23 protein-coding genes are annotated in these 23,146 nt (G+C 37.8%); 10 read left to right on the forward strand and 13 right to left on the reverse strand.

The window, feature by feature from the left end; translation table 11 throughout:
- Window positions 1–5: 5 nt before the first annotated feature.
- The 7 genes from ML462_RS00280 to gmd form a co-directional block, all read right to left on the reverse strand.
- A complete protein-coding gene (locus tag ML462_RS00280) occupies window positions 6–734 on the reverse strand; it encodes a sulfotransferase family 2 domain-containing protein (RefSeq protein WP_262914715.1) in 729 nt (242 codons plus the stop codon).
- A gap of 5 nt (window positions 735–739) precedes the next feature.
- Window positions 740–1,585, reverse strand: coding sequence for a class I SAM-dependent methyltransferase (locus ML462_RS00285; RefSeq protein ID WP_240711735.1), 846 nt, complete (start codon window positions 1,583–1,585; stop codon window positions 740–742).
- Window positions 1,569–2,441: a polysaccharide pyruvyl transferase family protein gene (locus ML462_RS00290; protein WP_240712897.1), complete on the reverse strand. Its 873-nt coding sequence runs from the start codon at window positions 2,439–2,441 to the stop codon at window positions 1,569–1,571. Before ML462_RS00290 ends, ML462_RS00285 begins: the two co-directional genes overlap by 17 nt.
- Window positions 2,442–2,461: 20 nt before the next feature.
- Window positions 2,462–4,930, reverse strand: a complete 2,469-nt coding sequence (locus ML462_RS00295; RefSeq protein WP_240711736.1) for a polysaccharide biosynthesis tyrosine autokinase — start codon at window positions 4,928–4,930, stop codon at window positions 2,462–2,464.
- Window positions 4,930–5,718: a polysaccharide biosynthesis/export family protein gene (locus tag ML462_RS00300; RefSeq protein WP_240711737.1), complete on the reverse strand. Its 789-nt coding sequence runs from the start codon at window positions 5,716–5,718 to the stop codon at window positions 4,930–4,932. Before ML462_RS00300 ends, ML462_RS00295 begins: the two co-directional genes overlap by 1 nt.
- A 301-nt stretch (window positions 5,719–6,019) precedes the next feature.
- Entirely contained in the window at window positions 6,020–6,943 is a 924-nt protein-coding gene (locus ML462_RS00305; RefSeq protein ID WP_240711738.1) for a GDP-L-fucose synthase family protein, read from the reverse strand.
- 10 nt (window positions 6,944–6,953) lie between these two features.
- Complete coding sequence (gene gmd / locus ML462_RS00310) at window positions 6,954–8,066, reverse strand: GDP-mannose 4,6-dehydratase (protein ID WP_240711739.1); 1,113 nt, start codon at window positions 8,064–8,066, stop codon at window positions 6,954–6,956.
- Window positions 8,067–8,557: 491 nt separating this feature from the next.
- On the opposite strand from gmd, the gene ML462_RS00315 reads away from it, so the two are divergent.
- The 7 genes from ML462_RS00315 to secA all read left to right on the forward strand — a co-directional run bounded on the left by ML462_RS00315 (window position 8,558) and on the right by secA (window position 17,233).
- Window positions 8,558–10,420, forward strand: coding sequence for an ABC-F family ATP-binding cassette domain-containing protein (locus tag ML462_RS00315; protein WP_240711740.1), 1,863 nt, complete (start codon window positions 8,558–8,560; stop codon window positions 10,418–10,420).
- Between the two features lie 140 nt (window positions 10,421–10,560).
- Window positions 10,561–11,337: an O-methyltransferase gene (locus ML462_RS00320; protein WP_240711741.1), complete on the forward strand. Its 777-nt coding sequence runs from the start codon at window positions 10,561–10,563 to the stop codon at window positions 11,335–11,337.
- Window positions 11,338–11,701: 364 nt separating this feature from the next.
- Window positions 11,702–12,400, forward strand: a complete 699-nt coding sequence (locus tag ML462_RS00325) for an ABC transporter ATP-binding protein (RefSeq protein ID WP_240711742.1) — start codon at window positions 11,702–11,704, stop codon at window positions 12,398–12,400.
- 136 nt (window positions 12,401–12,536) lie between these two features.
- Window positions 12,537–12,716 (forward strand): hypothetical protein, encoded by a 180-nt coding sequence (locus ML462_RS00330; protein ID WP_240711743.1) that lies wholly within the window; start codon window positions 12,537–12,539, stop codon window positions 12,714–12,716.
- Window positions 12,717–12,840: 124 nt separating this feature from the next.
- Complete coding sequence (locus ML462_RS00335; protein WP_240711744.1) at window positions 12,841–13,413, forward strand: cob(I)yrinic acid a,c-diamide adenosyltransferase; 573 nt, start codon at window positions 12,841–12,843, stop codon at window positions 13,411–13,413.
- Between the two features lie 152 nt (window positions 13,414–13,565).
- Entirely contained in the window at window positions 13,566–13,787 is a 222-nt protein-coding gene (locus ML462_RS00340) for a DUF2795 domain-containing protein (RefSeq protein ID WP_008272287.1), read from the forward strand.
- Window positions 13,788–13,876: 89 nt separating this feature from the next.
- Window positions 13,877–17,233, forward strand: a complete 3,357-nt coding sequence (gene secA / locus ML462_RS00345) for a preprotein translocase subunit SecA (RefSeq protein WP_240711745.1) — start codon at window positions 13,877–13,879, stop codon at window positions 17,231–17,233.
- A gap of 106 nt (window positions 17,234–17,339) precedes the next feature.
- On the opposite strand, the gene ML462_RS00350 is transcribed toward secA, so the two are convergent.
- Both ML462_RS00350 and ML462_RS00355 read right to left on the reverse strand, forming a co-directional pair.
- On the reverse strand, window positions 17,340–17,726 hold the full coding sequence (locus tag ML462_RS00350; protein WP_240711746.1) for a hypothetical protein: 387 nt from the start codon (window positions 17,724–17,726) through the stop codon (window positions 17,340–17,342).
- Complete coding sequence (locus tag ML462_RS00355) at window positions 17,710–18,297, reverse strand: RNA polymerase sigma factor (RefSeq protein ID WP_240711747.1); 588 nt, start codon at window positions 18,295–18,297, stop codon at window positions 17,710–17,712. The genes ML462_RS00350 and ML462_RS00355 overlap by 17 nt, the downstream gene beginning before the upstream one ends.
- Before the next feature lie 139 nt (window positions 18,298–18,436).
- Here ML462_RS00355 and ML462_RS00360 point away from each other — a divergent pair, with 139 nt between their 5' ends.
- From ML462_RS00360 to ML462_RS00370, 3 genes are all read left to right on the forward strand, one after another.
- Complete coding sequence (locus tag ML462_RS00360; protein ID WP_240711748.1) at window positions 18,437–18,787, forward strand: DUF6249 domain-containing protein; 351 nt, start codon at window positions 18,437–18,439, stop codon at window positions 18,785–18,787.
- Between the two features lie 114 nt (window positions 18,788–18,901).
- The gene (locus ML462_RS00365) at window positions 18,902–19,378 is read left to right on the forward strand and encodes a DUF4199 domain-containing protein (protein ID WP_240711749.1); all 477 of its coding nucleotides are present in this window, start codon (window positions 18,902–18,904) and stop codon (window positions 19,376–19,378) included.
- 102 nt (window positions 19,379–19,480) lie between these two features.
- Window positions 19,481–19,777 carry a GIY-YIG nuclease family protein gene (locus tag ML462_RS00370; protein WP_240711750.1) on the forward strand — a complete coding sequence of 99 codons (297 nt, stop codon included), beginning with the start codon at window positions 19,481–19,483 and terminating at the stop codon, window positions 19,775–19,777.
- Window positions 19,778–19,863: 86 nt separating this feature from the next.
- Here the strand turns inward: ML462_RS00370 and ML462_RS00375 are convergent, their stop codons facing one another.
- From ML462_RS00375 to ML462_RS00390, 4 genes are read right to left on the reverse strand one after another with little or no spacing between them, the layout of a single operon-like run.
- Window positions 19,864–20,541, reverse strand: coding sequence for a peptidoglycan DD-metalloendopeptidase family protein (locus tag ML462_RS00375; RefSeq protein WP_240711751.1), 678 nt, complete (start codon window positions 20,539–20,541; stop codon window positions 19,864–19,866).
- A gap of 42 nt (window positions 20,542–20,583) precedes the next feature.
- Window positions 20,584–21,981: a hypothetical protein gene (locus tag ML462_RS00380; protein ID WP_240711752.1), complete on the reverse strand. Its 1,398-nt coding sequence runs from the start codon at window positions 21,979–21,981 to the stop codon at window positions 20,584–20,586.
- A complete protein-coding gene (locus ML462_RS00385) occupies window positions 21,962–22,576 on the reverse strand; it encodes a hypothetical protein (RefSeq protein ID WP_240711753.1) in 615 nt (204 codons plus the stop codon). The genes ML462_RS00380 and ML462_RS00385 overlap by 20 nt, the downstream gene beginning before the upstream one ends.
- Window positions 22,560–23,105, reverse strand: a complete 546-nt coding sequence (locus tag ML462_RS00390; protein ID WP_240711754.1) for an RNA polymerase sigma factor — start codon at window positions 23,103–23,105, stop codon at window positions 22,560–22,562. Before ML462_RS00390 ends, ML462_RS00385 begins: the two co-directional genes overlap by 17 nt.
- Window positions 23,106–23,146: the final 41 nt, after the last annotated feature.

Raw genomic sequence — 23,146 nt, forward strand, 5'->3', positions numbered from 1 at the left:
GATAGTTATGCTTCGAATTGATAATTAAAATATTCTATATCCTTTTTATAGAATTCTGAAACTATTGCCTTCGTGTTGGAATTGTAATAATCCTGATATTTTGATTTGGCTTTTTGCCGTAAATTTATTCTTGAAATATATTCAGGGTTCTTTTTTAATTGTCGAGCAACGAATTTTAGGTTCCATCTGCTGTACCAATTATAATTAAGATTCCTTTTGTTTATATGCTCAAGACTCCCTACGGGGAAGGCCATATTCTTCTGAATCACTTTAAAATCTTCTTTTAGGTTTTCAAATTTCCCAACAAAATCTAACTTTTTATTTCCTTTCCCACAAAAAATATAATCATACTGAGGCATTACGAAATAGCTTCTTTCCTGCTGAAGTTTTGGAAAAATTTTAACCAAAAAATCCTCAAACTTTAGGTAACGATGATACTCGAAATATCTATAAATGGAAACCAATCTTGCCCACGGATTTCGAACAAAAGTAAATTTATAATAGGAATCGAATAATTCTTTGGTAATATATGATTTCTCTACATAATCACAGGCTGTAAGATGACCCAGCGAGGGTGGCCCCTGTTCCGGATCCTTATTATAGTTTAATAGTAATTGTGGATTCTGTCCCTCAAAGAAACTTAATCCTAACGAATCCAGAAAAGCCTTTTCAATACTCATTCCGGCAGTTTTCGGAATATGAATGAATATACATTTATGTTTATGGCTTACCATATATTTTATATTGGATTTTTATATATAATAAGCTGACTCCGTGAAAAAGAACGATTGATCGTTTTGGGAAGTTTTTTTTCTGATTTGAATGCCCACCTTCTAAATTTCCATTTATTCTCCTTTTTCTTAATTATTCTGCTAAACCGCTCTAAACTACCAATAGTTATAATTTCTACCTGTTTAAAGAATTCTCTTCCAACCAATTCCCAATGGTTCGAGCTAAAACTACGATCTGGATGAGGATCTTTTAATTTCCATTCTTTAAATGAGTTCTTCCTGAACTTTGACGGCCTACCGGGAACTGGAATATACCAACGAATAAAATCTAGAAATTTATTATTTACTGCGGGTTCAAAAAACCTGGCTTCACCATCTTTTTTTAATAATTTTGCCGTTTCCTGGAGAAATTTCTTTTCAATAGGAATAGTCAAATGATGCAAAAATGCTTTTCCTATTACAAAGTCGAATTGCTTCGCCTTTAGATCATTCTTTAAAAAGTCCCCTTTTATAAATTTGATTGGAAATCTGAAATTATACTGTTCATTTAATTTATTAATTATCAAACCACTGGCATCTGCGATATCATTAGCGTATACCTCTGCACCCAGGGCAGACATTATCGCAGCATTAGTACAGTCACCGCAGCCCATTTCCAGAACTTTTTTTCCTTTTAACCTGTTTCTTAAATCTTTCTGGTATAAAGCATTCCAACTAGTATCTGTGGCTATAGCGTCATCTAAATAAGATTCTAAATTATTTAGTTTCCAGAGAATGCTTTTTATTGAAAAATCAGAATACAAATCTTCGTAATGATTTTTATTCTTTATCTGATTTTTATCTAATGACGTCATCTAACTTTTCTAGAATTTTTTCTGATGAATGACTTAATGCTAAGGGAAATGCGTTTAAAAGACCTTTTTGTAAAGCTTGGATTATCCCTTCTTCGGGTAAATTTGGAAATTTCTCAAATAAATCCTGAATTTGAGTTAAAACTAATTCTCCGGGGGTGGTTTTAGCTATATAAGTTTGCATCCCAACAGATTCAAAATAATCTAAAAATTTGATTCCATCTCCAAATAGGTTATCGGAAAATTCAACCCAAATACTTGGAATATTATAAGCATGTGAAACTATAAGACCATGCAAAGAGGAAGAAATAGTTTTTTCACACATAAAAATTTCACGAGTAACTTGCTCAACATCTTTACAAAGTAAATCAATTACTTTAACCCCCTCCACCTCATCGAATACCTTATTAATCTCATTATAATCGGTATAATGCGGAATAATTCCTATCGGATATTTTTTCTTTACTGAGGGATTATATAGCAATGGGAGCAATATGCCGGGATCGCCATATACCTCTGGACAATTATAATTTTTGCTTAGAAGATAATCCCTGGTTCTAGGTCCTCTTACAGCTAAAAACTTTGCTTTTTGAACTAACTGCTTCTGATCAATTATTCCGCTTCCCCATACTACGCTATTACTATTAGCATGATGAATAATACTGCCGATAGCCAGATAATTCTTTTTATTAATTTTATACCACGATTGTTTTTTAGGCTGCACCCATTTTACCTGCCATCCGCTTAATTTTTCAACAATATACTTAGATAGAAGATCTCCATAATTTTCTTCGCTTCTTCCCGCAAATTTGATCTCACTCCAGTAAAACAAGGATATTTTTGACTTTTTTGCAACCATCAAGTAAACTAAAAAAATTATTATTCAAAATTCCTCATAAATTTTTTCCAGGAAAGTTTTAGCTGATGCATTCGAGAAGGGGCGGCGCCGTAATAGCCCTTGGCATACCGATTATACCCATATCCGTAGCCGTAACCATAGCCGTAACCATAGCCGTAACCATATTTTGCACTATGCACAAAATGGTTTAAAACGAAACTAATATTTTTGACTTCTTCCTTGGCATATTTTTGATTAATGGTTTCAAGCATCCCACGTTTTGTATAATCCTGTCTTACCAGGTAAAGAGTAGCATCTGCATACTTTACTAAATTTAGCGCATCAGCAACCATTCCAATGGGCGGGGTGTCAAGTATAATATAATCATATTCCTGTTTAAGCTCATTTATTAGATCATCCATTTTTTCCGTCAGCAGTAATTCAGAAGGATTCGGAGGTACCGGCCCAGAGGTTATTACATCAAGATAAGGTATCTTACTAGATTGAATTATTTCTTTCGAACTGGACTGGTCGATTAAATAATTGACAATTCCCAAATCGTTATTTAATTGAAAATCGTCGAAGATCTTAGGTTTTCTAAGGTCTACCCCTACCAGCACCGTTTTCTTTTCGCTTAAGGCAAAAACAGTAGCCAGGTTCATGGCGCAAAAAGTCTTCCCCTCTCCTGAAACGGAGGAGGTAATCAATACTGTCTTGGAGCCCACTACTCCCTGTCTTTTATACATAAACTGTAAACTGGATCTCAAACCTCGAAAACTTTCTGAAATAGAAGATTTGGGAGAGTTGAATACGGCCAAATTCGTTTCACCTTTGTTTCTCCCAATTAAACCTAAAATTGGAATTGGCGAAAGCCTTGTAATTTCCTGGGCATTATGAATATTTGTATTTAAAAAAACCAGAAGAAAAACGAAGGTCAAAGGTATTAAACCTCCAACAAGGGTAGCCATTACATAATTCAATTGAGTATCAGGTCCAATTTTTCCTCCTCCAGTATCTTTGGCTTTATCAATAACAAGAACGTCACTTACATTCGCAGCCTTGATCAATCCGGCTTCACTACGTTTTTCCAAAAACATATTATAAGTACGCTCGTTAATAGCATATTTTCGCTGAATTTTCAATAAATCCTGCTCCTCCTGGGGTAATTTTCGGACTTCCTTCTCAAGATTGTTTATTCTCACACTTATATCCTGCAATTCACCGCGGATAAGACTTTTCGAACTATTGATATTTTCAAGCAGAATAGATTTCACCGAATTGATCTGACGATCTATATCATCAAAAACCGGAGAATTATCTTTTAAAGTGTATTGATAATTCTGCCTTTCTTCTGCTAATTGGATGATTTTCTGCACTCCAGAAGAAATACTTCCTTCTTCAATTCCGGCCACCGTAGGGGCCGGCACATTGGAGTAATCCGTTCGGGTTTGAAGATAGTTTTCTAAATTTTCATAATAAGCTAGCCTCCTTCTGATTTGCTCTTTCTCAAGGTCAAGATCGGCAAGCCTACCTGATATTTCACCGCTTTCGGCAGAAATATCCATAATGGCATTTTCATTTCGAAAATCGTTCAACTCGTTCTCAACCTCTTTTAATTGAGCTGCCTGTACCGCAAGGCTGCTATCTATAAATCGAATGGTTTTAGTTGCAAATAGGTTTTTACGCTCCAGCATATTCTCACTGAGAACCCTCACAGAACCATTTAGATAATCAACGATTCTTGGTTTATTTAGTCCGGTCTGACTAAGGTTTAAAACAGAAGATCCTTGAGATTGGGGCGATATGCTAACTCCCCTGTACCGGCCAACAGCCGAATTAAATGGCATAAAACTTACATAGTAGATCTTTCCAGCATTTAAGGGATTACCCGTCCTTTCCAGGCGACCGGAAAAAAAGGGAAGATTAACATGATCTCCAATTTTAAAGTTCCTATTGAAATCGCGAGCCTCTACTGTCCTGTAATCATTTTCAACAGTTGAATAATTGGTACGACTAAGATTTCCTGGTACCTGGGCACTAATATTATAGGTGATATCATCTACCATGCTAATCTTCATGGTAACATTATTTGCCTGATAGGCGTTGGTGTCTGCGATTATTTTAAAAGGAGTAAAACCATAGGCATCTATCCTTTGATACTCACCTTGTTCCAGATAATTAATATAGAATTGAAGTTTTTCTACCACTTCTTCATTATGCGATCTGGAACTTAAAATAGTCATTGCTGTATTCACTTTATCTGAAGTCCCTCCCCAGTTAAAAGTTAAACTGGTATTGGAAGTAAAAAAGGGATTTTGATCGTCCTTGATGGAAATAGTATTTCCTAATCTATATACGGGTAGTTTCCTTACGTTATTATAATAAGCAACGGCTAAACTGATACCAACGGATAGAAGGATCAATTTCCAGTAACTAATGACTTTAAGGATGAAACCCTTAAAATCAAAGGTGGATCCTACATCTGATATGTGATCATCTTCATGTGCCATTATAATCTAGATATAGCAATGACTGACGTAACGACTGCCAGTAAACTGGCAACTGTCCTGAACACCTCAAGGCCCGTTGTTCCGAATCCAATTGCTTTTCTGGGTAATGGATTTACTACGATCATGTCATTGGGTTGAATATAATAATAAGGACTTTTTAAAGCATCTATATTGGTTACATTTATAGTATGTATTTCCTCACCCTGGGGATATTGTCTAATGATCTGTACATTTTCACGATCTCCATAATCGGTTATACCTCCTGCATTAGCGATCGCCTCCATAATGGTTACCTGATCTTTATAGATCACCTGGCTACCCTGACCTATTTCTCCTAGAGTAGTATATCTGATTCCGGCAAGTTTTACCGTCACGAATATATTAGCTTCTTCTTTGAAATATTCTTCCAGCAATTTTTTTTCAATTTTTTCCCTTACCTCTTTTTCTGTGAATCCCAGGACATTGATCTCTCCCATCGTAGGAACACGAATATTTCCGTGATCATCTACGGTAAACCCATCAAAATAAACTGCTTCTTCCGTGGTTGCATTTGGATTTTCGCTCCCAATTGGATTGAACATACCAACGATATCCTGGTCGAGCGCTTTTACCCGAATACTTAAAAGATCTCCTACTTGAATACGGTAAGGTTTGCGCAATCTCTGAACCTGGATAATGCTATCTACCTCTTCTTCATATTCCTGTAGATAAGAGATCTTTTTTGTAGATACGCATGAGGTTAAGGCTAGTACTGCAGCGAATAAAAACAATAAGGATTTGAATCGCATAAAGGGCTTCACATAGTTTTAACAAATATAGTTTTTACGGGCTAATAATAAAATAAACTGTAAAAAATCTATTCTTAAGTATACTTTTCAATGTCATGCTGAACTTGTTTCAGCATCTTTAAAACTCAACTAAAACTTTCAAATAATTAAGTCAACCACAATAATTACTCTTAAGGTTTCTATCTTCAAATAAGCGAAGGAAGATAATTAAATGGACACCTAACACTAGAAAGTTTCCATTAACCTAATACATATAATTTATCTTTTAGAAATTTCTAAATTTCATACTAGTTTTAATGAATTAACCACCGAATTTTTCCTGGTAGACCTGTTGAATTCCATCCTTGAGGTTTATCTGATGCTTCCAACCCAGTTTATGGATCAGGGATACATCTAAAAGTTTCCTGGGAGTTCCGTCGGGTTTTTCAGTATTCCACTTTATATGCCCTTTAAAGTCTGTTACTTCCTTGATAAGTTCTGCAAGGTCCTTTATCGAAATATCCTTACCTGTACCTATATTAACGCTTACATTTCCTTTATAATTCAACATTAAATAGAAACAGGCCTCTGCTACATCATCTACATGCAAAAAATCACGTTTTGGTGTACCTGTACCCCAAATCTCAACATATTCTCGATCTTCGATCTTTGCCTCATGGAATTTTCTTAGCAAGGCGGGAAGTACGTGGGAGGTTTCAAGATCATAATTATCATTGGGACCGTAAAGATTGGTTGGCATTACCGAGATAAAGTTGCTCCCGTATTGCCTGTTGTAGTTCTCACACATTTTTAAACCAGCGATCTTGGCAATGGCATATGGTTCATTCGTTGGTTCTAGCTCCCCGGTTAGTAAATACTCTTCTCTTATAGGCTGAGAAGCCATTTTTGGATAGATACATGACGAAGCAAGGAATAGTAATTTTTTCACTCCATGTACATAACTCTGATGTATTACATTATTCTGGATCATTAGATTTTCATAGAGGAATTGTGCGCGATAATTATTGTTCGCCTCAATTCCTCCTACGATGGCTGCTGCCAGGAATACATATTCGGGTTTTTCTGTTTCAAAGAAATCTATAACGCTTTGTTGATCAGTCAGGTCAAGCTCGTCTATAGACCTGTAAATAAGATTTTTATAACCTTTGCTTTCAAGATTTCTAACAATTGCCGACCCCACCATTCCGTGGTGACCTGCTATATAGATCCTTGCAGTTTTTTCCATGTACTGACTACTATTCAAAATAATTTAATGTTTCATGACCTCCATCCCTCAAGAACTTATCTTTTTTAAATAATTCCAGATCGGCTTCTATCATTTCTTTAACAAGTTCTGGAAGACTGTATTTAGGAGACCAATTTAATTCCTTCTTGCATTTGCTGGCATCACCAATGAGCAGGTCAACTTCCGTAGGCCTGTAATAATCGGGGTCTACCCTAACTACTACTTTTCCCTCTAGACTTTTGAAATCTGTATTGGAACAGGAAACTACAACTCCCTTTTCCTCCAGCCCTTTTCCCTTGAATTCGAGTTCCATTCCCAATTCTGAAAATGCCATGATGGCCAGTTCACGTACGGAAGTAGTTACCCCAGTAGCAATTACATAATCCTCTGGTTTATCCTGCTGCAGCATTAACCACATGGCTTCCACATAATCTTTGGCATGCCCCCAGTCCCTGCGAGCATCAAGGTTTCCAAGAAAAACACTTTCCTGCATCCCGAGAGCGATCCTGGCTGCGGCTCTGGTGATTTTCCTGGTTACAAAGGTTTCTCCCCTGATAGGTGACTCATGATTGAAAAGTATTCCATTGCAGGCGTACATCCCGTAAGCTTCTCTGTAATTCACCGTGATCCAGTAACCGTATAATTTCGCAACTCCATAGGGACTTCGCGGATAAAAAGGTGTTTTTTCATTTTGAGGTACTTCCTGAACCATTCCATACAATTCTGAAGAAGACGCCTGGTAAATACGTGTTTTCTCGGTTAGATTTAAAAGTCGTACTGCCTCCAGTATCCGAAGGGTTCCCAGGCCATCTACATTCCCGGTGTATTCGGGTGTTTCAAAACTTACTTTAACATGTGACATCGCCCCCAGGTTATAGATCTCATCGGGTTGTACCTCCTGAATGATTCGGGTAAGGTTCATCGAATCACTTAGATCTCCATAGTGCATTCTAAACCTAACGTCCTTCTCATGAGGATCCTGGTAAAGATGATCTACTCTCGCCGTATTGAAAATAGAAGAGCGCCTTTTCACTCCGTGTACTTCGTAACCTTTTCCTAGCAATAGCTCAGCAAGATAAGCACCATCCTGCCCGGTGATTCCTGTGATTAGGGCTTTTTTCATATCTAAATTTTGAAGATCCAGAAATTTTATGCCAATGTATTAATTTTTGAATCATCCCATATTACAAATCCTGAATTATACCTAATCTCATTAATCGTTCAACCAAAATAAAGACTAAATTTTCATCTTCATCTTCATCTTCTACCAGCTAATTCCGAAAAATTTTGACAGGTTCCTCTGAAGTATCGATCTGTCGGAGAAGTACAATATTTTCTTTTCATTTCTTTTACAGGTCAATCCAGGGTGTACTTTTCGGCTGAAAAGATTATTTTATATATCGCTTTCTCAAGATCTTGAGTCTGTCGAAGGGCCTAAATGAATTATCATAATTCGTTTATCCGTCATGCTGAACTCGTTTCAGTATGTCTAAAAGTTTTTTCATATAAAAAATGAACCCAATTCTCAATTATCCATTTTCAATGATCATTTGATAATTCTTAGTTTGTACTTTTGATGCTCGAACGGACAACACAGAACCGATAACGTATTACATGAATTACCTCTCAGTAGAAAATATAGCCAAATCCTACGGTGAACGCCGACTCTTTGAAAATTTAAGCTTCGGAATAAATAAAGACCAGAAGGTTGGTTTTGTTGCCAAGAATGGAACCGGAAAAACAAGCTTACTTAATATTCTCGCAGGATCCGATTCACCCGATGATGGACAGGTGATCTACCGGAATGATATTCGGGTGGCCTTTCTTTCTCAGGAACCAGACCTGGATCCGGAACTCACGATCGAGCAGAGTATTTTCTCCAGCGAAAACCCTACGCTTAAGATCGTTGAGCAATATGAAAAGGCGCTATTAAACCCAGATGATGCCGATGCTTTACAAAAGGCTATGGATGCCATGGAGGCTAATAACGCCTGGGATTTTGAAACTGAATTTAAGCAGATCCTTTTCAAGCTTAATCTGGAAGACCTGCAGGCAGTGGTAAAAAATCTTTCCGGAGGGCAGAAGAAAAGATTGGCATTAGCCAGAATGCTCTTAAAAAAACCTGATTTCATTATCCTTGATGAGCCAACCAACCACCTGGATCTTGATATGATCGAATGGCTGGAAGAATATTTTAGGAAGCAGGATTTTACCATTTTCATGGTGACTCACGACCGGTACTTCCTGGAAAGAGTATGTAACGAGATCATTGAACTTGAGGATGGAAAACTTTATACGTATAAAGGGAATTACTCGTACTATCTGGACAAAAAAGAGGAAAGACACCAACTGGAAGCAACCAATACCGATAAGGCCCAGCAATTGTATAAAAAGGAACTGGAATGGATGCGTCGCCAGCCAAAAGCACGAACTACAAAATCTAAATCCAGGATAGAAGATTTTCATGAGATAAAGCATAGAGCAAGCCAGCGCCGGCAGGAGCATAAAGTGCAGCTGGAACTGAATATGGAAAGACTGGGAAGTAAGATCGTAGAGCTTCACAATATTTCCAAGGAACTTGGCGGCAAGCAGCTGATGAAAAATTTCAGCTACACCTTTAAAAAAGGAGAACGTTTAGGGATTATTGGAAAGAACGGTACCGGGAAATCCACATTCCTGAATATGCTTACCGGCAACCTGAATCCAGACACCGGTAAGATCGTTATTGGAGAAACGGTGAAATTTGGGTATTACACCCAGAAGGGGATTAAGATAAAACCAGGCCAGAAGGTTGTGGAAGTCATTAAGGAATTCGGAGATTATATTCCGCTTAAAAAAGGCAGGCAGATCTCCGCGGAACAGCTATTAGAGCGATTTCTTTTTGACCGCAAAAAACAATATGACTATGTCGAAAAGCTGAGTGGTGGTGAGAAGAAGCGACTGTACCTGTGTACTGTTCTAATTCAGAACCCGAATTTCCTTATTCTCGATGAGCCTACAAACGATCTCGATGTACTTACTTTAAATGTGCTTGAAAACTTCCTGATGGATTTTCCGGGTTGCATTATCGTGGTTTCTCACGATCGTTATTTTATGGACAAGATCACCGATCACCTTTTTGTATTTGAAGGAAAAGGTGAAGTTTCTGACTTTCCCGGAAATTATACCGATTACAGGGAATATTCTGAAAGTAAAATTTCTTCTGAGCCTAAAACCGAAAAGAAACCAAAAGAGAACACCTGGCGTGACGACTCCACAGGCTCTAAGCTTACCTATAAAGAGCAGAAGGAATTCGGAAAACTTGAAAAAGAGATCAGTAAGCTGGAAAAGAAAAAAGAAGAGATACAGAAAGAATTCCTGAAAGAATTAACCGGAGACGAGATCAATGAAACTTCGGTTAAATTGAAATCTGTAGAAGATGAAATTGAGGAAAAAACTATGCGTTATTTTGAATTGATGGAAAAAATGGAGCAATAAGGAGGAATCTGTAAATTTAATTGTCAGCTTGAGCGTTCTGACCTAGTTGAAGAATCGAATACCAAATTTTAAATAATTACAATTATCCCAATTTTTGACGTCATGCTGAACTAGTTTCAGCGTCTTACCTTAAAAATAAAATGCTTTTTCAAATTAAATCATTTCTGAACTTTCTAATGAAGAGCCAAAATCAGCACGGGCTCCACTCCCCTTTTGTTTATAACCTGGTGACAAAATGCTTTTATGATAAAGGTTTTTATAAGGAATATGATCTCATCAGAAATTACCGCAATGACCTTTTAAGAAATAAGGAATTCATTGAAGTTACCGATTTTGGAGCCGGAAGCAGGGTTTTCAATTCTAATAAAAGACCTGTTTTTTCAATTGCAAAAAACGCAGGTATCACTCTACACCGGGCGAAATTACTTTACAGAATTACCAATTACCTGAAAATCGAAAACGCCCTCGAATTGGGGACTTCCCTGGGTGTCGCTTCTTCGGCTATCGCAGCCAATAAAAGGACAAAATTAACCAGTATTGAAGGTTGCCCGGAAACAGCTGGAATAGCATCGGAACAATTTCAGAAATACGCTTTAAAAAATATTGACCTTAGAATTGGCAAATTTGAAGATCAATTTGAAGAGATCCTTCAAAAAAATGAAAATTTCGACCTGATCTATTTTGACGGCAATCATCAAAAAGATGCTACCCTGAAATACTTTAAAAAACTGCTACCTGGCATTCATAACGATTCGGTTTTTATCTTCGACGATATCCATTGGTCCAAAGACATGCAGAAAGCCTGGGCAGAGATTAAAAAACATCCTTCCGTAAAGGTTACCATTGACACTTTTCAATGGGGAATTGTATTCTTTAGAAAAGAACAGGTAAAACAGGATTTTATAATTCGTGTTTGAAAAATCTTTTGAGTTTTAATCTTTGAAGCTGAAACTATTTATCACAAAATCTCAGAATCAATGTAGAGTTTAAAATTCGACCTTCGAAAATTCAGCGTAGAATTTAAATTGATAGCACCGTAAAATTTTAGGCTGTTTGAGCGTACCGAGTTCCTAAAATTTAGGCGCTGAACAATAAATTCAGCTTAATTTTCGTGAGCCTAGACCTTTTTGTTTCTTTTTCCGGCGATGGAAAAAAGAAAATTAAATAACAACCTATTTTGACTTCACTTTTTTGAACAAGCGAAAAAAGAAACATTCAGATTTTAAATATTCTGTAACAAAAAAACAAAATCCACGTCATACCATTGAAAAATTATTCTGAATGAGCAAAGTAATCGAGATCCGTAATATCACCAGAGATTTTCCATTAGGAAATGAAGTTGTAAAAGTCCTTAAAGGAATCGACCTTGATATAGATCGTGGTGAATATGTTGCTTTTATGGGGCCCTCCGGTTCGGGAAAATCAACTTTGATGAATTTGCTAGGTTGTTTAGACACCCCAACATCCGGATCTTATATTCTGAATGGCAAGGATGTGAGCCAGATGAGTGAAGATGAACTTGCTGAAATCCGGAATAAAGAGATCGGTTTTGTTTTTCAAACTTTTAATCTCCTACCAAGAACCACTGCTCTCGATAATGTGGCTTTACCAATGATCTACGCAGGTGCGTCTAAAAATCAGCGAAAGGAAAGAGCTGAAGATGTTCTAAAAAGTGTTGGCCTGGGTGACCGGATGGACCATAAACCCAACCAGCTATCGGGGGGACAGAGACAAAGGGTAGCCGTAGGACGTGCCCTGGTTAATAAACCGTCAATTATCCTGGCAGATGAACCTACCGGAAATCTCGATTCGAAAACTTCTGTAGAGATCATGAACCTTTTCGATGAAATTCATGCTGCCGGCAATACCGTGATCCTGGTAACTCACGAGGAAGATATCGCTGAACATGCCCATCGTATTATTCGGCTAAAAGATGGAATTGTTGAAAGCGATGAAAGAAAAACGGTGATCAGTCAGTAGAAGCCGGTTGGCAGTTATCAGGATTAAAATATTGAATTCTGAATACCTGATCTGAAAACAAGAATCTCAATCCTGAATTATTGTTTTTGAGCTTTTAAGAAATCTTTACTACCTTGTATCTAATAAGACACTTACAATGATCGATTTAGACCAGGAAACCTGGATTTATCTTACCATAATAGCTGTATTTCTTGCTTATTTTCTTTGGAATTCGCGGAGAGCCAAAAGGATCAAAAAGCAACGTAAAAACAGAAATTTCAGAAAAAGATATATGGAAAGAAAACAGGAAAAAGAATCCGATTCAGTCGTAAAATAGTTCCAATTCCATTCTGTCTATTTTACCCGAAATATTTTCTTGCCATTCTAATCTTCGTAACTTTAGGCTTCGAAATTTCAGGTCTGGATACTTTCGATCGAATTGAAATAATTAAACAGAATAGATGAAAATTTATACTAAAACAGGTGATAAAGGAACCACCTCATTATTTGGAGGAACCCGTGTACCTAAACACCATATTAGAATTGAAAGTTATGGAACCGTCGATGAGCTTAACTCTCATATTGGCTTACTGAGAGATCAGAAAGTCGACGAAGAAACTTCCAAAATGCTTATCGAAATTCAGGATAGGCTTTTTACCATTGGTGCGATCCTGGCTACCGATCCTGAAAAGGAAAAACTGAAGAATGGAAAGGACCGATTGAATATTCCTAAGATTTCTGACAAGGATGTAGAGAATCTTGAAAAAGCAATGGATCGTATGAACGAGGAATTACCGGAAATGACTCATTTCATTCTACCGGGTGGCCATCAAAGCGTGTCATTCTGTCACATAGCCCGTTGTGTTTGCCGCAGAGCAGAGAGACTTTCCAGCGCTTTATATGACATAGAAGCATTTGACGATAAAGTTCTTATTTATCTCAACCGACTTTCAGACTTCCTTTTTGTGCTGGCACGGACTTTGTCTAAACAATTGCAAGCTGAAGAAATTCAATGGATCCCAAAAAAATCCTGATTCCTTCCCAATTATAGAAATTCCTTTACGAAATTCGGAAAGAATTAGAATAATTGTTATGTTCTTATTATTATTGTGTAAATAATAGATTTTTTTCTTGGCTATATGGCCAAAAAAATTATTTTTGCCAAAATTTAAAACCCGATTAATCAATGTATTGGACTTTAGAATTAGCATCCTATTTAAGTGATGCTCCCTGGCCGGCAACAAAAGACGAGTTAATAGACTACGCAATCAGAACCGGAGCACCGCTTGAGGTTGTAGAAAATCTTCAGGCCATCGAAGATGAGGGCGACTCTTATGATTCTATTGAGGAAATCTGGCCGGATTATCCAACCGATGAAGATTACCTCTGGAACGAGGACGAATATTAAATTGACAACACGCAAAAAATAGGGAAAAGTCTCATTCATGAGGCTTTTTTTTTGCTTAAATTTGAACCCCTTTAAATAAAAAAACCAGTATGAGTTTTTTAAATTCTGTATTAAAAGCTTTCGTAGGCGACAAGTCGAAGAAAGATGTAAAAGAAATACAACCTATAGTTAACAAGATCAAGGCCCTTGAGTCTGAATTTGAAGCCCTGAGCCTTGATGAATTAAGAGCGAAAACTTCTGAATTCAAAGCGAAGATCACTGAAGCTACCAAGGAAGTTAAAGATAAGATTGAATCCCTTAATAAAGAGGCCGATGAAACCGACGATATCACCAGAAAGGAAGATATCTATGCGGAAGTAGATGCTTTAAAAGATAAAGCATACGAAATTTCTGAAGGCGTTCTAAACGATATTTTACCAGAAGCATTTGCAACCGTAAAGGAAACTGCAAAACGCTTTGTCCATAATACCGAACTTAAGGTGAAGGCTACGGCTTTTGACCGTGAGATCTCAGCTGAAAAAGATTATGTTACACTCGAGGACGATCACGCTATTTGGAGTAATTCCTGGGATGCAGCCGGTAAGCCGGTAACCTGGGATATGATCCATTATGATGTTCAGTTAATTGGTGGTGTGGCTATGCACCAAGGTAAAATCGCCGAGATGCAAACTGGTGAAGGTAAAACCCTTGTGGCTACCCTTCCTATGTACCTCAACGCTCTTACCGGCAACGGTGTACACCTGGTTACTGTTAACGACTACCTGGCGAAACGTGATAGCGCCTGGATGGCACCAATTTTCCAATTCCACGGACTTAGTGTGGATTGTATAGATTATCACCGCCCAAATTCTGCAGCTCGTAGGAAAGCTTATAACGCCGATATCACTTACGGAACCAACAACGAATTCGGTTTTGACTACCTGAGAGATAATATGTCTCACGCACCAGATGATCTGGTACAGAGACCACATAACTATGCGATCGTGGATGAGGTGGATTCGGTATTGATCGATGATGCCCGTACTCCACTAATCATTTCAGGACCAGTTCCAAAAGGAGATACTCATGAGTTCATGGAACTTAAACCGGCCATCGAGAATATCGTGGAAGTTCAGCGTAAATATCTGGTTAAAGTTCTTGCCGAAGCGAAAAGACTCATCAAGGAAGGTGATACCAAGGAAGGTGGATTCCAGTTACTTAGAGTATATCGCGGTTTACCTAAGAATAAAGCGCTTATCAAATTCCTTTCTGAAGAAGGTGTTAAGCAGTTGCTTCAGAAGACCGAGAATCATTACATGCAGGACAACAACCGCGAAATGCCAAAAGTTGATGCCGAATTGTATTTCACGATCGAAGAAAAAAGCAACCAAATAGATCTTACCGACAAAGGAATTGAATTCCTATCCGGAAAAGATGAACCTGATTTCTTCGTGATGCCTGAAATTGGAATGGAAATTTCCAAAATCGAAAAAGAAGGACTTTCCGCAGAAGAAGAGGCAGAAAAGAAAGAAGAACTTTTTAGAGATTATAGCGTAAAGAGTGAGCGTATTCATACGCTTCGCCAGCTATTAAAATCGTATACTTTATTCGAAAAGGATACCGAATATGTGGTTATCGACAATAAAGTGAAGATTGTTGATGAGCAAACCGGTCGTATCATGGAAGGTCGTAGATACAGCGACGGACTCCACCAGGCGATCGAAGCCAAGGAAAATGTGAAGATCGAGGATGCTACCCAAACCTTTGCTACCGTTACCCTTCAGAATTACTTTAGAATGTACCGTAAACTGTCTGGTATGACGGGTACTGCGGTAACCGAAGCAGGTGAATTCTGGGAGATCTACGAACTGGATGTGGTGGAAATTCCTACCAACAGACCGATCGCCAGAAATGACAAAGAAGATTTAGTATATAAGACTAAAAGAGAAAAATATAACGCGGTTATAGACCATGTGACCGATCTTTCTAATGCAGGAAGGCCGGTACTTATTGGTACAACTTCAGTAGAGATCTCAGAATTACTGAGCCGTATGCTGAAATTGAGAAATGTACCTCATAATGTTCTTAACGCAAAACTGCACAAAAAGGAGGCAGATATCGTTGCCGAAGCTGGTAAATCTGGGATTGTGACCATCGCCACCAATATGGCCGGTCGTGGTACCGATATTAAACTTAGCAAAGAAGTTAAAGAAGCAGGCGGTCTGGCTATTGTTGGTACAGAGCGTCATGATTCAAGACGTGTTGACCGTCAGTTAAGAGGTCGTGCTGGTCGACAGGGAGATCCTGGAAGTTCTCAGTTCTACGTTTCTCTTGAGGATAACCTGATGCGTTTATTCGGTTCTGAAAGGATCGCGAAGCTGATGGACCGTATGGGTCTTGAGGAAGGTGAAGTGATACAGCACTCGATGATCTCAAAATCTATTGAACGAGCGCAGAAAAAAGTTGAAGAGAATAACTTTGGTGTTCGTAAGAGATTGCTTGAATATGATGATGTGATGAACGCCCAGCGTGAGGTGATCTACAAGCGTAGATACCATGCGTTATTTGGGGAGAGATTACGTGTAGATCTTGCTAACATGATCTTCGATATTTCAGAATCTATTGCTGAAACTAATAAAGCTGCAGACGATTTCAAGAACTTCGAATTCGAATTGATCAGAAGTTTTTCAATGAGTTCTCCTGTAACTGAACAGGAATTCAAGAAAATGAATGCTCAAAAGCTTGCCGGTGAAATTTATAAGGCTGCTTACAAGCATTACGATGAGAAGATGGCTCATAATGCTGACCGTGCCTTCCCAGTGATCAAGCAGGTTCATGAAGATGAAAGGAATAATTTCGAAAGGATTTCCGTACCGTTTTCAGATGGAACCAAAACCCTCCAGGTAGTTACAAATCTTGAAAAAGCTTATGAGACCGAAGGTAAACAGCTAATCAAGGATTTTGAGAAGAACATCACTCTGGCCATTATTGATGACGCCTGGAAAACTCACCTGAGAAAAATGGATGAGTTGAAACAAAGTGTTCAGCTAGCCGTGCATGAGCAAAAAGATCCACTACTGATCTATAAGTTCGAGGCTTTTGAACTTTTCAAGGCGATGCTTGAAAATGTGAACCGTGATGTAATGTCCTTCCTGTTTAAAGGGGAGATACCACCCGCAGGAGCACCTAACATTCACGAGGCGCGTCAAACCAGGCCAAAAGAGCAAATGGAAACCACCAAGGAGGATATTCCTAACCTTGATGAGAGAGCAGCACAGAGCAGGGCTGCCGGAAACACTCAGCGTCAGCCTGAAAAAGTAGAAACCATTGTTAGGGATAAACCGAAAATTGGTAGAAACGATAAGGTGACTATCAAGAATGTAATGAGTGGTGAAAATAAAACTATGAAGTACAAACAGGCAATTCCACTTCTGGATAAAGGAGACTGGGTGCTTGTTGACGAATAGATGTTAGATATTAGATAAAAAAATCCTGAAGTGCTGCTTCAGGATTTTTTTATTTACGGTAGTTCGACAGGCTCAGTGCCCTAACTACTATAAAACCCTTAATTTATTACAATTGATAATTCCTTTCCATCAATCTTTTCAAAAAAGGCACCTCCAAAAAGAATAGTGCTACAAAAGCGATTGCTATCTGCATGGTTCTGGAAAGATCTATACGGGGTAATTCAATAGAGCTCAAAACACCAAAATTCAGGTCATATTCGAAAAAATAATCGGTATTGATTAAATACAATGCTAATATGGAAGCGACCACTCCTCCCCCTATTAGTATCCAAACCGGTTTCGAAATTAGCGGTTTGTAAGGTGATATTTCAGTATTTCGTGACTCCACTTTCAGCATTATTTTACTTTTAAAATCACTGGAAGGTTTCTCGGTTCCTGCTTCCTTGAGCAGACTTTTCATCAGCTCATCTTCTCTATTATATCGCTCTTCCATTTCTATCTGATATTTCTGGTTCGATATAGCCTTCTAAAAGGTTGAATAATTTCTTCCGGCTACGGTATAATTTAATTTTTATGTTGTCTTCAGAAAGGTCTGTTACCTTCGATATTTCTTTTACAGATTGTTCTTCAAAATAGTATAAAGTTATAATCGCGGCATCTTCTTCAGGTAATTTATCGATACAGGTCTTTATTATTCTGCTTCTTTCCTCTTTCACCATGAACTCCAGACCATTCTCTAAATTATCCAAACTGTCTTCGGTGATCTCTTCATTTAATTCATAGGTTCTTTGTCTGTTATTTTTTTTAACTCTGTCAAGACTCTTATGATATACTATCCGGTAAAGCCAGGTCGAAAATTTTGAATCTCCTCTAAATGTACTCAAAGAATCATAGGCCTTAATAAAGCTATCCTGGGCTACTTCTTCTGCCTCTTCACTCACTTTCAATATTCTTATCGCGATGGTAAACACAAAATTCTGATATCTGTCCACTAATTCTCCAAAGGAATTTATGTTCCCTTCGAGAGTACGATCTATTAAATATTGGTCAGTGTTTTTGGTCATTTTGCATTATGACGATCATTTCAGAACATCGGTTACATATTTTCCCTAAAATAAATTTACATTTTTTTGTAACCGGTTTGGAAAACCTGGCGTCATAAAAACAAACGAACATTATTTTCACACTAAAAAACAAGAAATTATGGGATCAGAAGTAGTCATCATGCCAATTATCTTTGGAGTTATTTTCGGGATATTTTATCTCTACATCTCGGCCAGGAACCGGGAGCGCCTTGCCCTAATTGAGAAAGGAACAGATGCTAGCATCTTTTACAGTCGTAAAAAAAGCTTTACTCCAATTTGGAAAGTAATCGTTATTAATCTCGCGTTGCTTTTAGTAGGTATTGGAATTGGAATATTCCTGGCAGAAATCCTTAGAACAGTTTTAGGAGTTAACGAAGACATCGTTTATCCGGGAACTATTTTCCTAATGGCCGGTTTAGGTCTATTCGCAGGGTTCTTCGCTACTAAAAGGCTAAACGAAGACGCCTGATAGGTTTACAGAAAATTATCATCAAATCCCGGATCCACTATCCGGGATTTTTTTATTCAGGTGACAATAGGAGAATTTTACTAATTTTAACCTGACAACCAAACTAACTCACCAATGAAAAAGTTTTCGATTGAAATTAAATGGGGAATTATCTTCAGTATAGTATCTCTAGCGTGGATGTTCCTGGAAAAAGGCCTGGGCTGGCATGACCAAAATATAGCGCAACATGCCATCTACACTAATTTTTTTGCCGTTGTGGCCATCGTGATATATGTGCTCGCATTACTAGATAAGCGTAAGAATTTTTTCAATGGCAGAATGACCTGGAGTCAGGGATTTATTTCAGGAATAGTAATAAGTATTGTAGTGGCAATTTTATCTCCTATAGGTCAATATATAACCCACAATTTCATTACTCCAGATTATTTTAATAATGTCATAGAGTATTCTGTTGAAAGTGGAACAATGGAAAAAGAAGCTGCAGAGGAATACTTTAATCTTACCTCTTATATTATTCAATCCTTCTTTTTTGCCCTTGTGGTAGGAGTGGTAACCTCAGCTATAGTTGCTTTCTTTGTGAAGAGAAAATAAATCTGATGGCTTATTGAGATTTCTCAGTCACTATGATTCTTCGAAATGACTCAGGAATAATCAATAATCTAAAGTCATTTCGACCGAAGGGAGAAATCTGTTATGAAAGATTATTATGTATATATCACCACTAATCAAAAGAAAACAGTACTCTATATCGGAATGACTAATAATCTAACTATTCGCTTAGATGAACATTTTCAGGACAGCATTCGGTCAAAAAAATCTTTTGCTGGAAAATATAATTGCTTTCATCTTATTTATTTCGAGAAACTTGATAATCCTAAAGAAGCGATCAGGAGGGAGAAAGAAATCAAAAAATGGAGTCGGAAAAAGAAAACTGCTTTAATTGAAAGCCTAAATTCGGAATGGAACTTTCTTGAACGTGATTTACTATAAAATAGATTTCTCAGTCGCTTCGCTTCTTCGAAATGACTCCTATATTAATTCAACAATTTAAGGTCATTTCGACCGTAGGGAGAAATCTAAATTTTCAACAATAAATTAGGATCTGGACAATTCTTTAAGTAGTTGTCCAGGTCTTCTTTTTTAACCACACCTGGATAATCACCCTTTTTATCATGTATATTTTCCATTACCTGGAAATGTAAATGTGGTGCATAGTCACCATTCTCTTCAAAATCACCTAATTCAGCTATCTTTTCGCCCTCTTTAACCGGCGCTCCAATTTCAATTTCTTCTAAAGATTTTCGAGAGAGATGTCCGTACAATGTATAAAATTTGCGACTATCTTCTATATGCTCCAGGATGATAGTTGGTCCATAATCTCCAAAATTTTGATTATCCCTGAAACTATGTACTTTTCCGTTTAGCGGACTTAAAATTTCTGAATAGGCAGGAACCCAAATGTCCAGGCCAATATGAATATTACGATTAGCTTCAACATTATTAAAGAGCTCACTTCGGTTATACAGAGTCCTTAATTCATTATAACCACCGTAAGCTGCCTTCTTATTTCTGTTCCTTAAGAATTCATCTATAAATACAGAAAAAGCTTCCGAAGAAGCAACTTCAAGTTTTAAAAGATCTGTATTATTTCCAGAGAGATCTATGTAAGCAAAATCCTTTTGTTCATAATCGCCCCCTATTACCGGTGTATAACCAGAGGTAAGTGAAGAAATAAATATTGAAAAATCCTGCATGTGATTCAGCTTCTTGAGGAAGCCAAATGTAATAGCTAGATCTTAATTTATCAATACATCACTAAAATTTGCCTTTATAGTGATATTGGAATCTCCTTCCCTGGATTTATAATATCCGTTAAGGATCTCATTATCGTAGGACTTGGTAGATTTCAACTTAAATCCTGAAGGATGCTTTATGGAACTTTGCATGCCGTTAAATGTAAAATTAAAGGCTGTATCTGGAACGTTCAGTTTAAGGTCGCTGTTCTCGAGGCTAATGTTAAGTGTTTCAAATCCAGATCCTAGATCATTGATATCCAGTTTACCAAAAGAACCGGTTAGAACACCTGTTTTCTGAAGTTCATTTATCACAATATCACTAGAGTTAGAATCCAATTTGATACTTACCACCTTATCCAGGTTACAGTTCTTAACGAATTCTGTAGAAAGGATTCCATACTCCCAGTAAGCTACCTTAACCGGCGTATATGCCGCCTTAATATTGGTGTTTCTTCCGGAAATGCGGTTGGCTGAAAGCCGACTGTGAGACAGATCGGCTTTCAAGTTTTTAATATTACTACCAAGTTTTAGTTCTCCATGACGCACATTGAGTTCTAACTTAGCATTCTTTGGAATTTTCAATTTAATGGTCTTTTTGGACTTTGCAGCTTTCCCGCTTTCAATTACATAAACATTGGGACCTTCACCATTTTCAAACTGAGCTTCAAATTGCTTACCAAATTCTTCTCCCCAGGCTTCCATTTTCTTGCCGAATTCTTCTCCCCAGGCTTCCATATCCTTTTCAAAATCCTTGCTCCAGGCGTCCATTTTTACCTCATACTCCTTCTCCCATTGTTCGGAATTCTTTTCTACTTCCTTGGCCCATTTTTCCATCTTCACTTCGAACTCCTTACCGAATTTCTTTTCGAAATCTGCTTCCCACTTTTCAAGATACTTATCGCCATCCTTCTCGTAGGCATCATAATCGAATTTCATTCCTTTCATATCTTCTGCAAAACCTGGTGGCAGTGGATTTTCTGAGATATTCATCAATATAGGACCAACAAGATCAGTCATTAAAGGCTCCAGCAGACCAGGCAATTCTGAAAGAGATCCCTCCAAAGCAGCCATATCTATATCCATATTGATATTCATGTTGTTGCCTCCAGAAGATTTGATCTTGATCTTTCCATTTGATGCCGAAGTCTCCAGGTTCCAGGCATCAAGAAGTTTCTTTGTGGATTCCTTGTCACCTGTATCCCCTTCTAGGTAAGCTTCGATCTGTACCTCGTTCCTGTCCCAGTTTTCGATGATGATGTTGGTGTGACGGGAATCGAGTTCTACATTCACATCTGGAGAGGTATTATAGCTTTTACTCAACTTTTTGGTTTGAGCAAAACTCCCCGCAGTGATAAAAAGCAGTGACAGAATCACATATTTAAGCTTGATAGTTCTCATATCTGTTGTCTTTTGATTGTTCAATTTCGTTCAACTTTGTTTTCAATTTTTTAAGGAGGTCCAGTCTTAGCTGTAAGTTCGCGATCATGGCTTCAACCGTTTCCTCATTAATACCGGTTTCCTGAATTTCGCCGTTCAAGGCTATGTATTCTTGATTCAGGGTTTCCAGCTTCTTCATAAATGCATCTATAAGTTCTTTGTTCTCTGGAGTCATATCCAGTTTGGCCAGCTGTATATTTACACTTGCCATATAATAATCTTCGATCTTTTTAAATTCAGGTGAAACATCGCTCAACCTGTACTCTGTAGTTGGAACGTTATCTTCTTTTACAGGCTCCTCAACAGGAGTTTCAACGATTTGATTATTATCCTGAACAGGATTCCCGTCATTATTGAACAGGAAGAATGCTCCAATTCCCAGCGCAACTACTATCACTGCTGCGATTTGGAGGAAGCTGCCGTAATTTCTTCTTTTCTTCTGAACCGGCAGAGCTTCCTCAAGCCTGGCTTCAAATCTTTTTTGATGTCCTTTGCTTAGCTTTCCTGTACCTAGATGCTCGTCATTGCGAAACATCTCTCTAATATCCTGTCCCATTACTTAAAGTTTTAAGTTCGTCCTGTAATTTCTTTTTTCCTCTATGCACCAGGGTGCGTGACGCTACCTGGGAAATGTTCAATATTTCACTAATTTCCTCATGGTCATAACCTTCTATTAGGTAAAGCATTAGAGGATATTTATATTTTTCTGGCAGATTCTCCATTTTCTCCTTCACCTCCTCTATTCCAATTCCGTCATCTACCTGCCAGTTGTTCTCTTCTTCCACTGTTCCCAGGGTTTGTTCATTGATGGCAACCAGTTCCATTTTCTTGGCCTTTAGCTTATCTAAACACTTATTAATGACGATCCTTTTTAACCAGGCCCCGAAGGTCACCTCTCCGTTAAACTGATGCAATTTTGCGAATGCTTTCACGAAGGCTTCCTGCATGGCATCTTCCGCCTCCATAGAATCTTTCATGAATCTTAATGCCACGTAATACATCCCGTCACAATATTTGTTGTACAGCTTGAGTTGAGCCCTCCGGCTGTTCTGTTTACAAGCTTCTATTAGCTTATGCTGTATCAATTTAAATTGTTTTTGATGGGTTAGTTACTTTAAAGACGAGT

The organism is Christiangramia lutea, assembly GCF_022489035.1.
GTDB classification, from domain to species: domain Bacteria; phylum Bacteroidota; class Bacteroidia; order Flavobacteriales; family Flavobacteriaceae; genus Christiangramia; species Christiangramia lutea.

What these genes read in the sequence shown, in the direction of transcription:
- ML462_RS00380 (WP_240711752.1), bottom strand. Translation starts at nt 21,981, where the DNA reads ATGAGAACTATCAAGCTTAAATATGTGATTCTGTCACTGCTTTTTATC.
- ML462_RS00335 (WP_240711744.1), top strand. Translation starts at nt 12,841, where the DNA reads ATGAAAATTTATACTAAAACAGGTGATAAAGGAACCACCTCATTATTT.
- ML462_RS00305 (WP_240711738.1), bottom strand. Translation starts at nt 6,943, where the DNA reads ATGGAAAAAACTGCAAGGATCTATATAGCAGGTCACCACGGAATGGTG.
- ML462_RS00300 (WP_240711737.1), bottom strand. Translation starts at nt 5,718, where the DNA reads ATGCGATTCAAATCCTTATTGTTTTTATTCGCTGCAGTACTAGCCTTA.
- ML462_RS00385 (WP_240711753.1), bottom strand. Translation starts at nt 22,576, where the DNA reads ATGGGACAGGATATTAGAGAGATGTTTCGCAATGACGAGCATCTAGGT.
- ML462_RS00280 (WP_262914715.1), bottom strand. Translation starts at nt 734, where the DNA reads ATGGTAAGCCATAAACATAAATGTATATTCATTCATATTCCGAAAACT.
- ML462_RS00325 (WP_240711742.1), top strand. Translation starts at nt 11,702, where the DNA reads ATGAGCAAAGTAATCGAGATCCGTAATATCACCAGAGATTTTCCATTA.
- gmd (WP_240711739.1), bottom strand. Translation starts at nt 8,066, where the DNA reads ATGAAAAAAGCCCTAATCACAGGAATCACCGGGCAGGATGGTGCTTAT.
- ML462_RS00320 (WP_240711741.1), top strand. Translation starts at nt 10,561, where the DNA reads ATGCTTTTTCAAATTAAATCATTTCTGAACTTTCTAATGAAGAGCCAA.
- ML462_RS00370 (WP_240711750.1), top strand. Translation starts at nt 19,481, where the DNA reads ATGAAAGATTATTATGTATATATCACCACTAATCAAAAGAAAACAGTA.
- ML462_RS00360 (WP_240711748.1), top strand. Translation starts at nt 18,437, where the DNA reads ATGGGATCAGAAGTAGTCATCATGCCAATTATCTTTGGAGTTATTTTC.
- ML462_RS00330 (WP_240711743.1), top strand. Translation starts at nt 12,537, where the DNA reads ATGATCGATTTAGACCAGGAAACCTGGATTTATCTTACCATAATAGCT.
- ML462_RS00355 (WP_240711747.1), bottom strand. Translation starts at nt 18,297, where the DNA reads ATGACCAAAAACACTGACCAATATTTAATAGATCGTACTCTCGAAGGG.
- ML462_RS00365 (WP_240711749.1), top strand. Translation starts at nt 18,902, where the DNA reads ATGAAAAAGTTTTCGATTGAAATTAAATGGGGAATTATCTTCAGTATA.
- ML462_RS00290 (WP_240712897.1), bottom strand. Translation starts at nt 2,441, where the DNA reads ATGGTTGCAAAAAAGTCAAAAATATCCTTGTTTTACTGGAGTGAGATC.
- ML462_RS00340 (WP_008272287.1), top strand. Translation starts at nt 13,566, where the DNA reads ATGTATTGGACTTTAGAATTAGCATCCTATTTAAGTGATGCTCCCTGG.
- ML462_RS00285 (WP_240711735.1), bottom strand. Translation starts at nt 1,585, where the DNA reads ATGACGTCATTAGATAAAAATCAGATAAAGAATAAAAATCATTACGAA.
- secA (WP_240711745.1), top strand. Translation starts at nt 13,877, where the DNA reads ATGAGTTTTTTAAATTCTGTATTAAAAGCTTTCGTAGGCGACAAGTCG.
- ML462_RS00375 (WP_240711751.1), bottom strand. Translation starts at nt 20,541, where the DNA reads ATGCAGGATTTTTCAATATTTATTTCTTCACTTACCTCTGGTTATACA.
- ML462_RS00315 (WP_240711740.1), top strand. Translation starts at nt 8,558, where the DNA reads ATGAATTACCTCTCAGTAGAAAATATAGCCAAATCCTACGGTGAACGC.
- ML462_RS00350 (WP_240711746.1), bottom strand. Translation starts at nt 17,726, where the DNA reads ATGGAAGAGCGATATAATAGAGAAGATGAGCTGATGAAAAGTCTGCTC.
- ML462_RS00295 (WP_240711736.1), bottom strand. Translation starts at nt 4,930, where the DNA reads ATGGCACATGAAGATGATCACATATCAGATGTAGGATCCACCTTTGAT.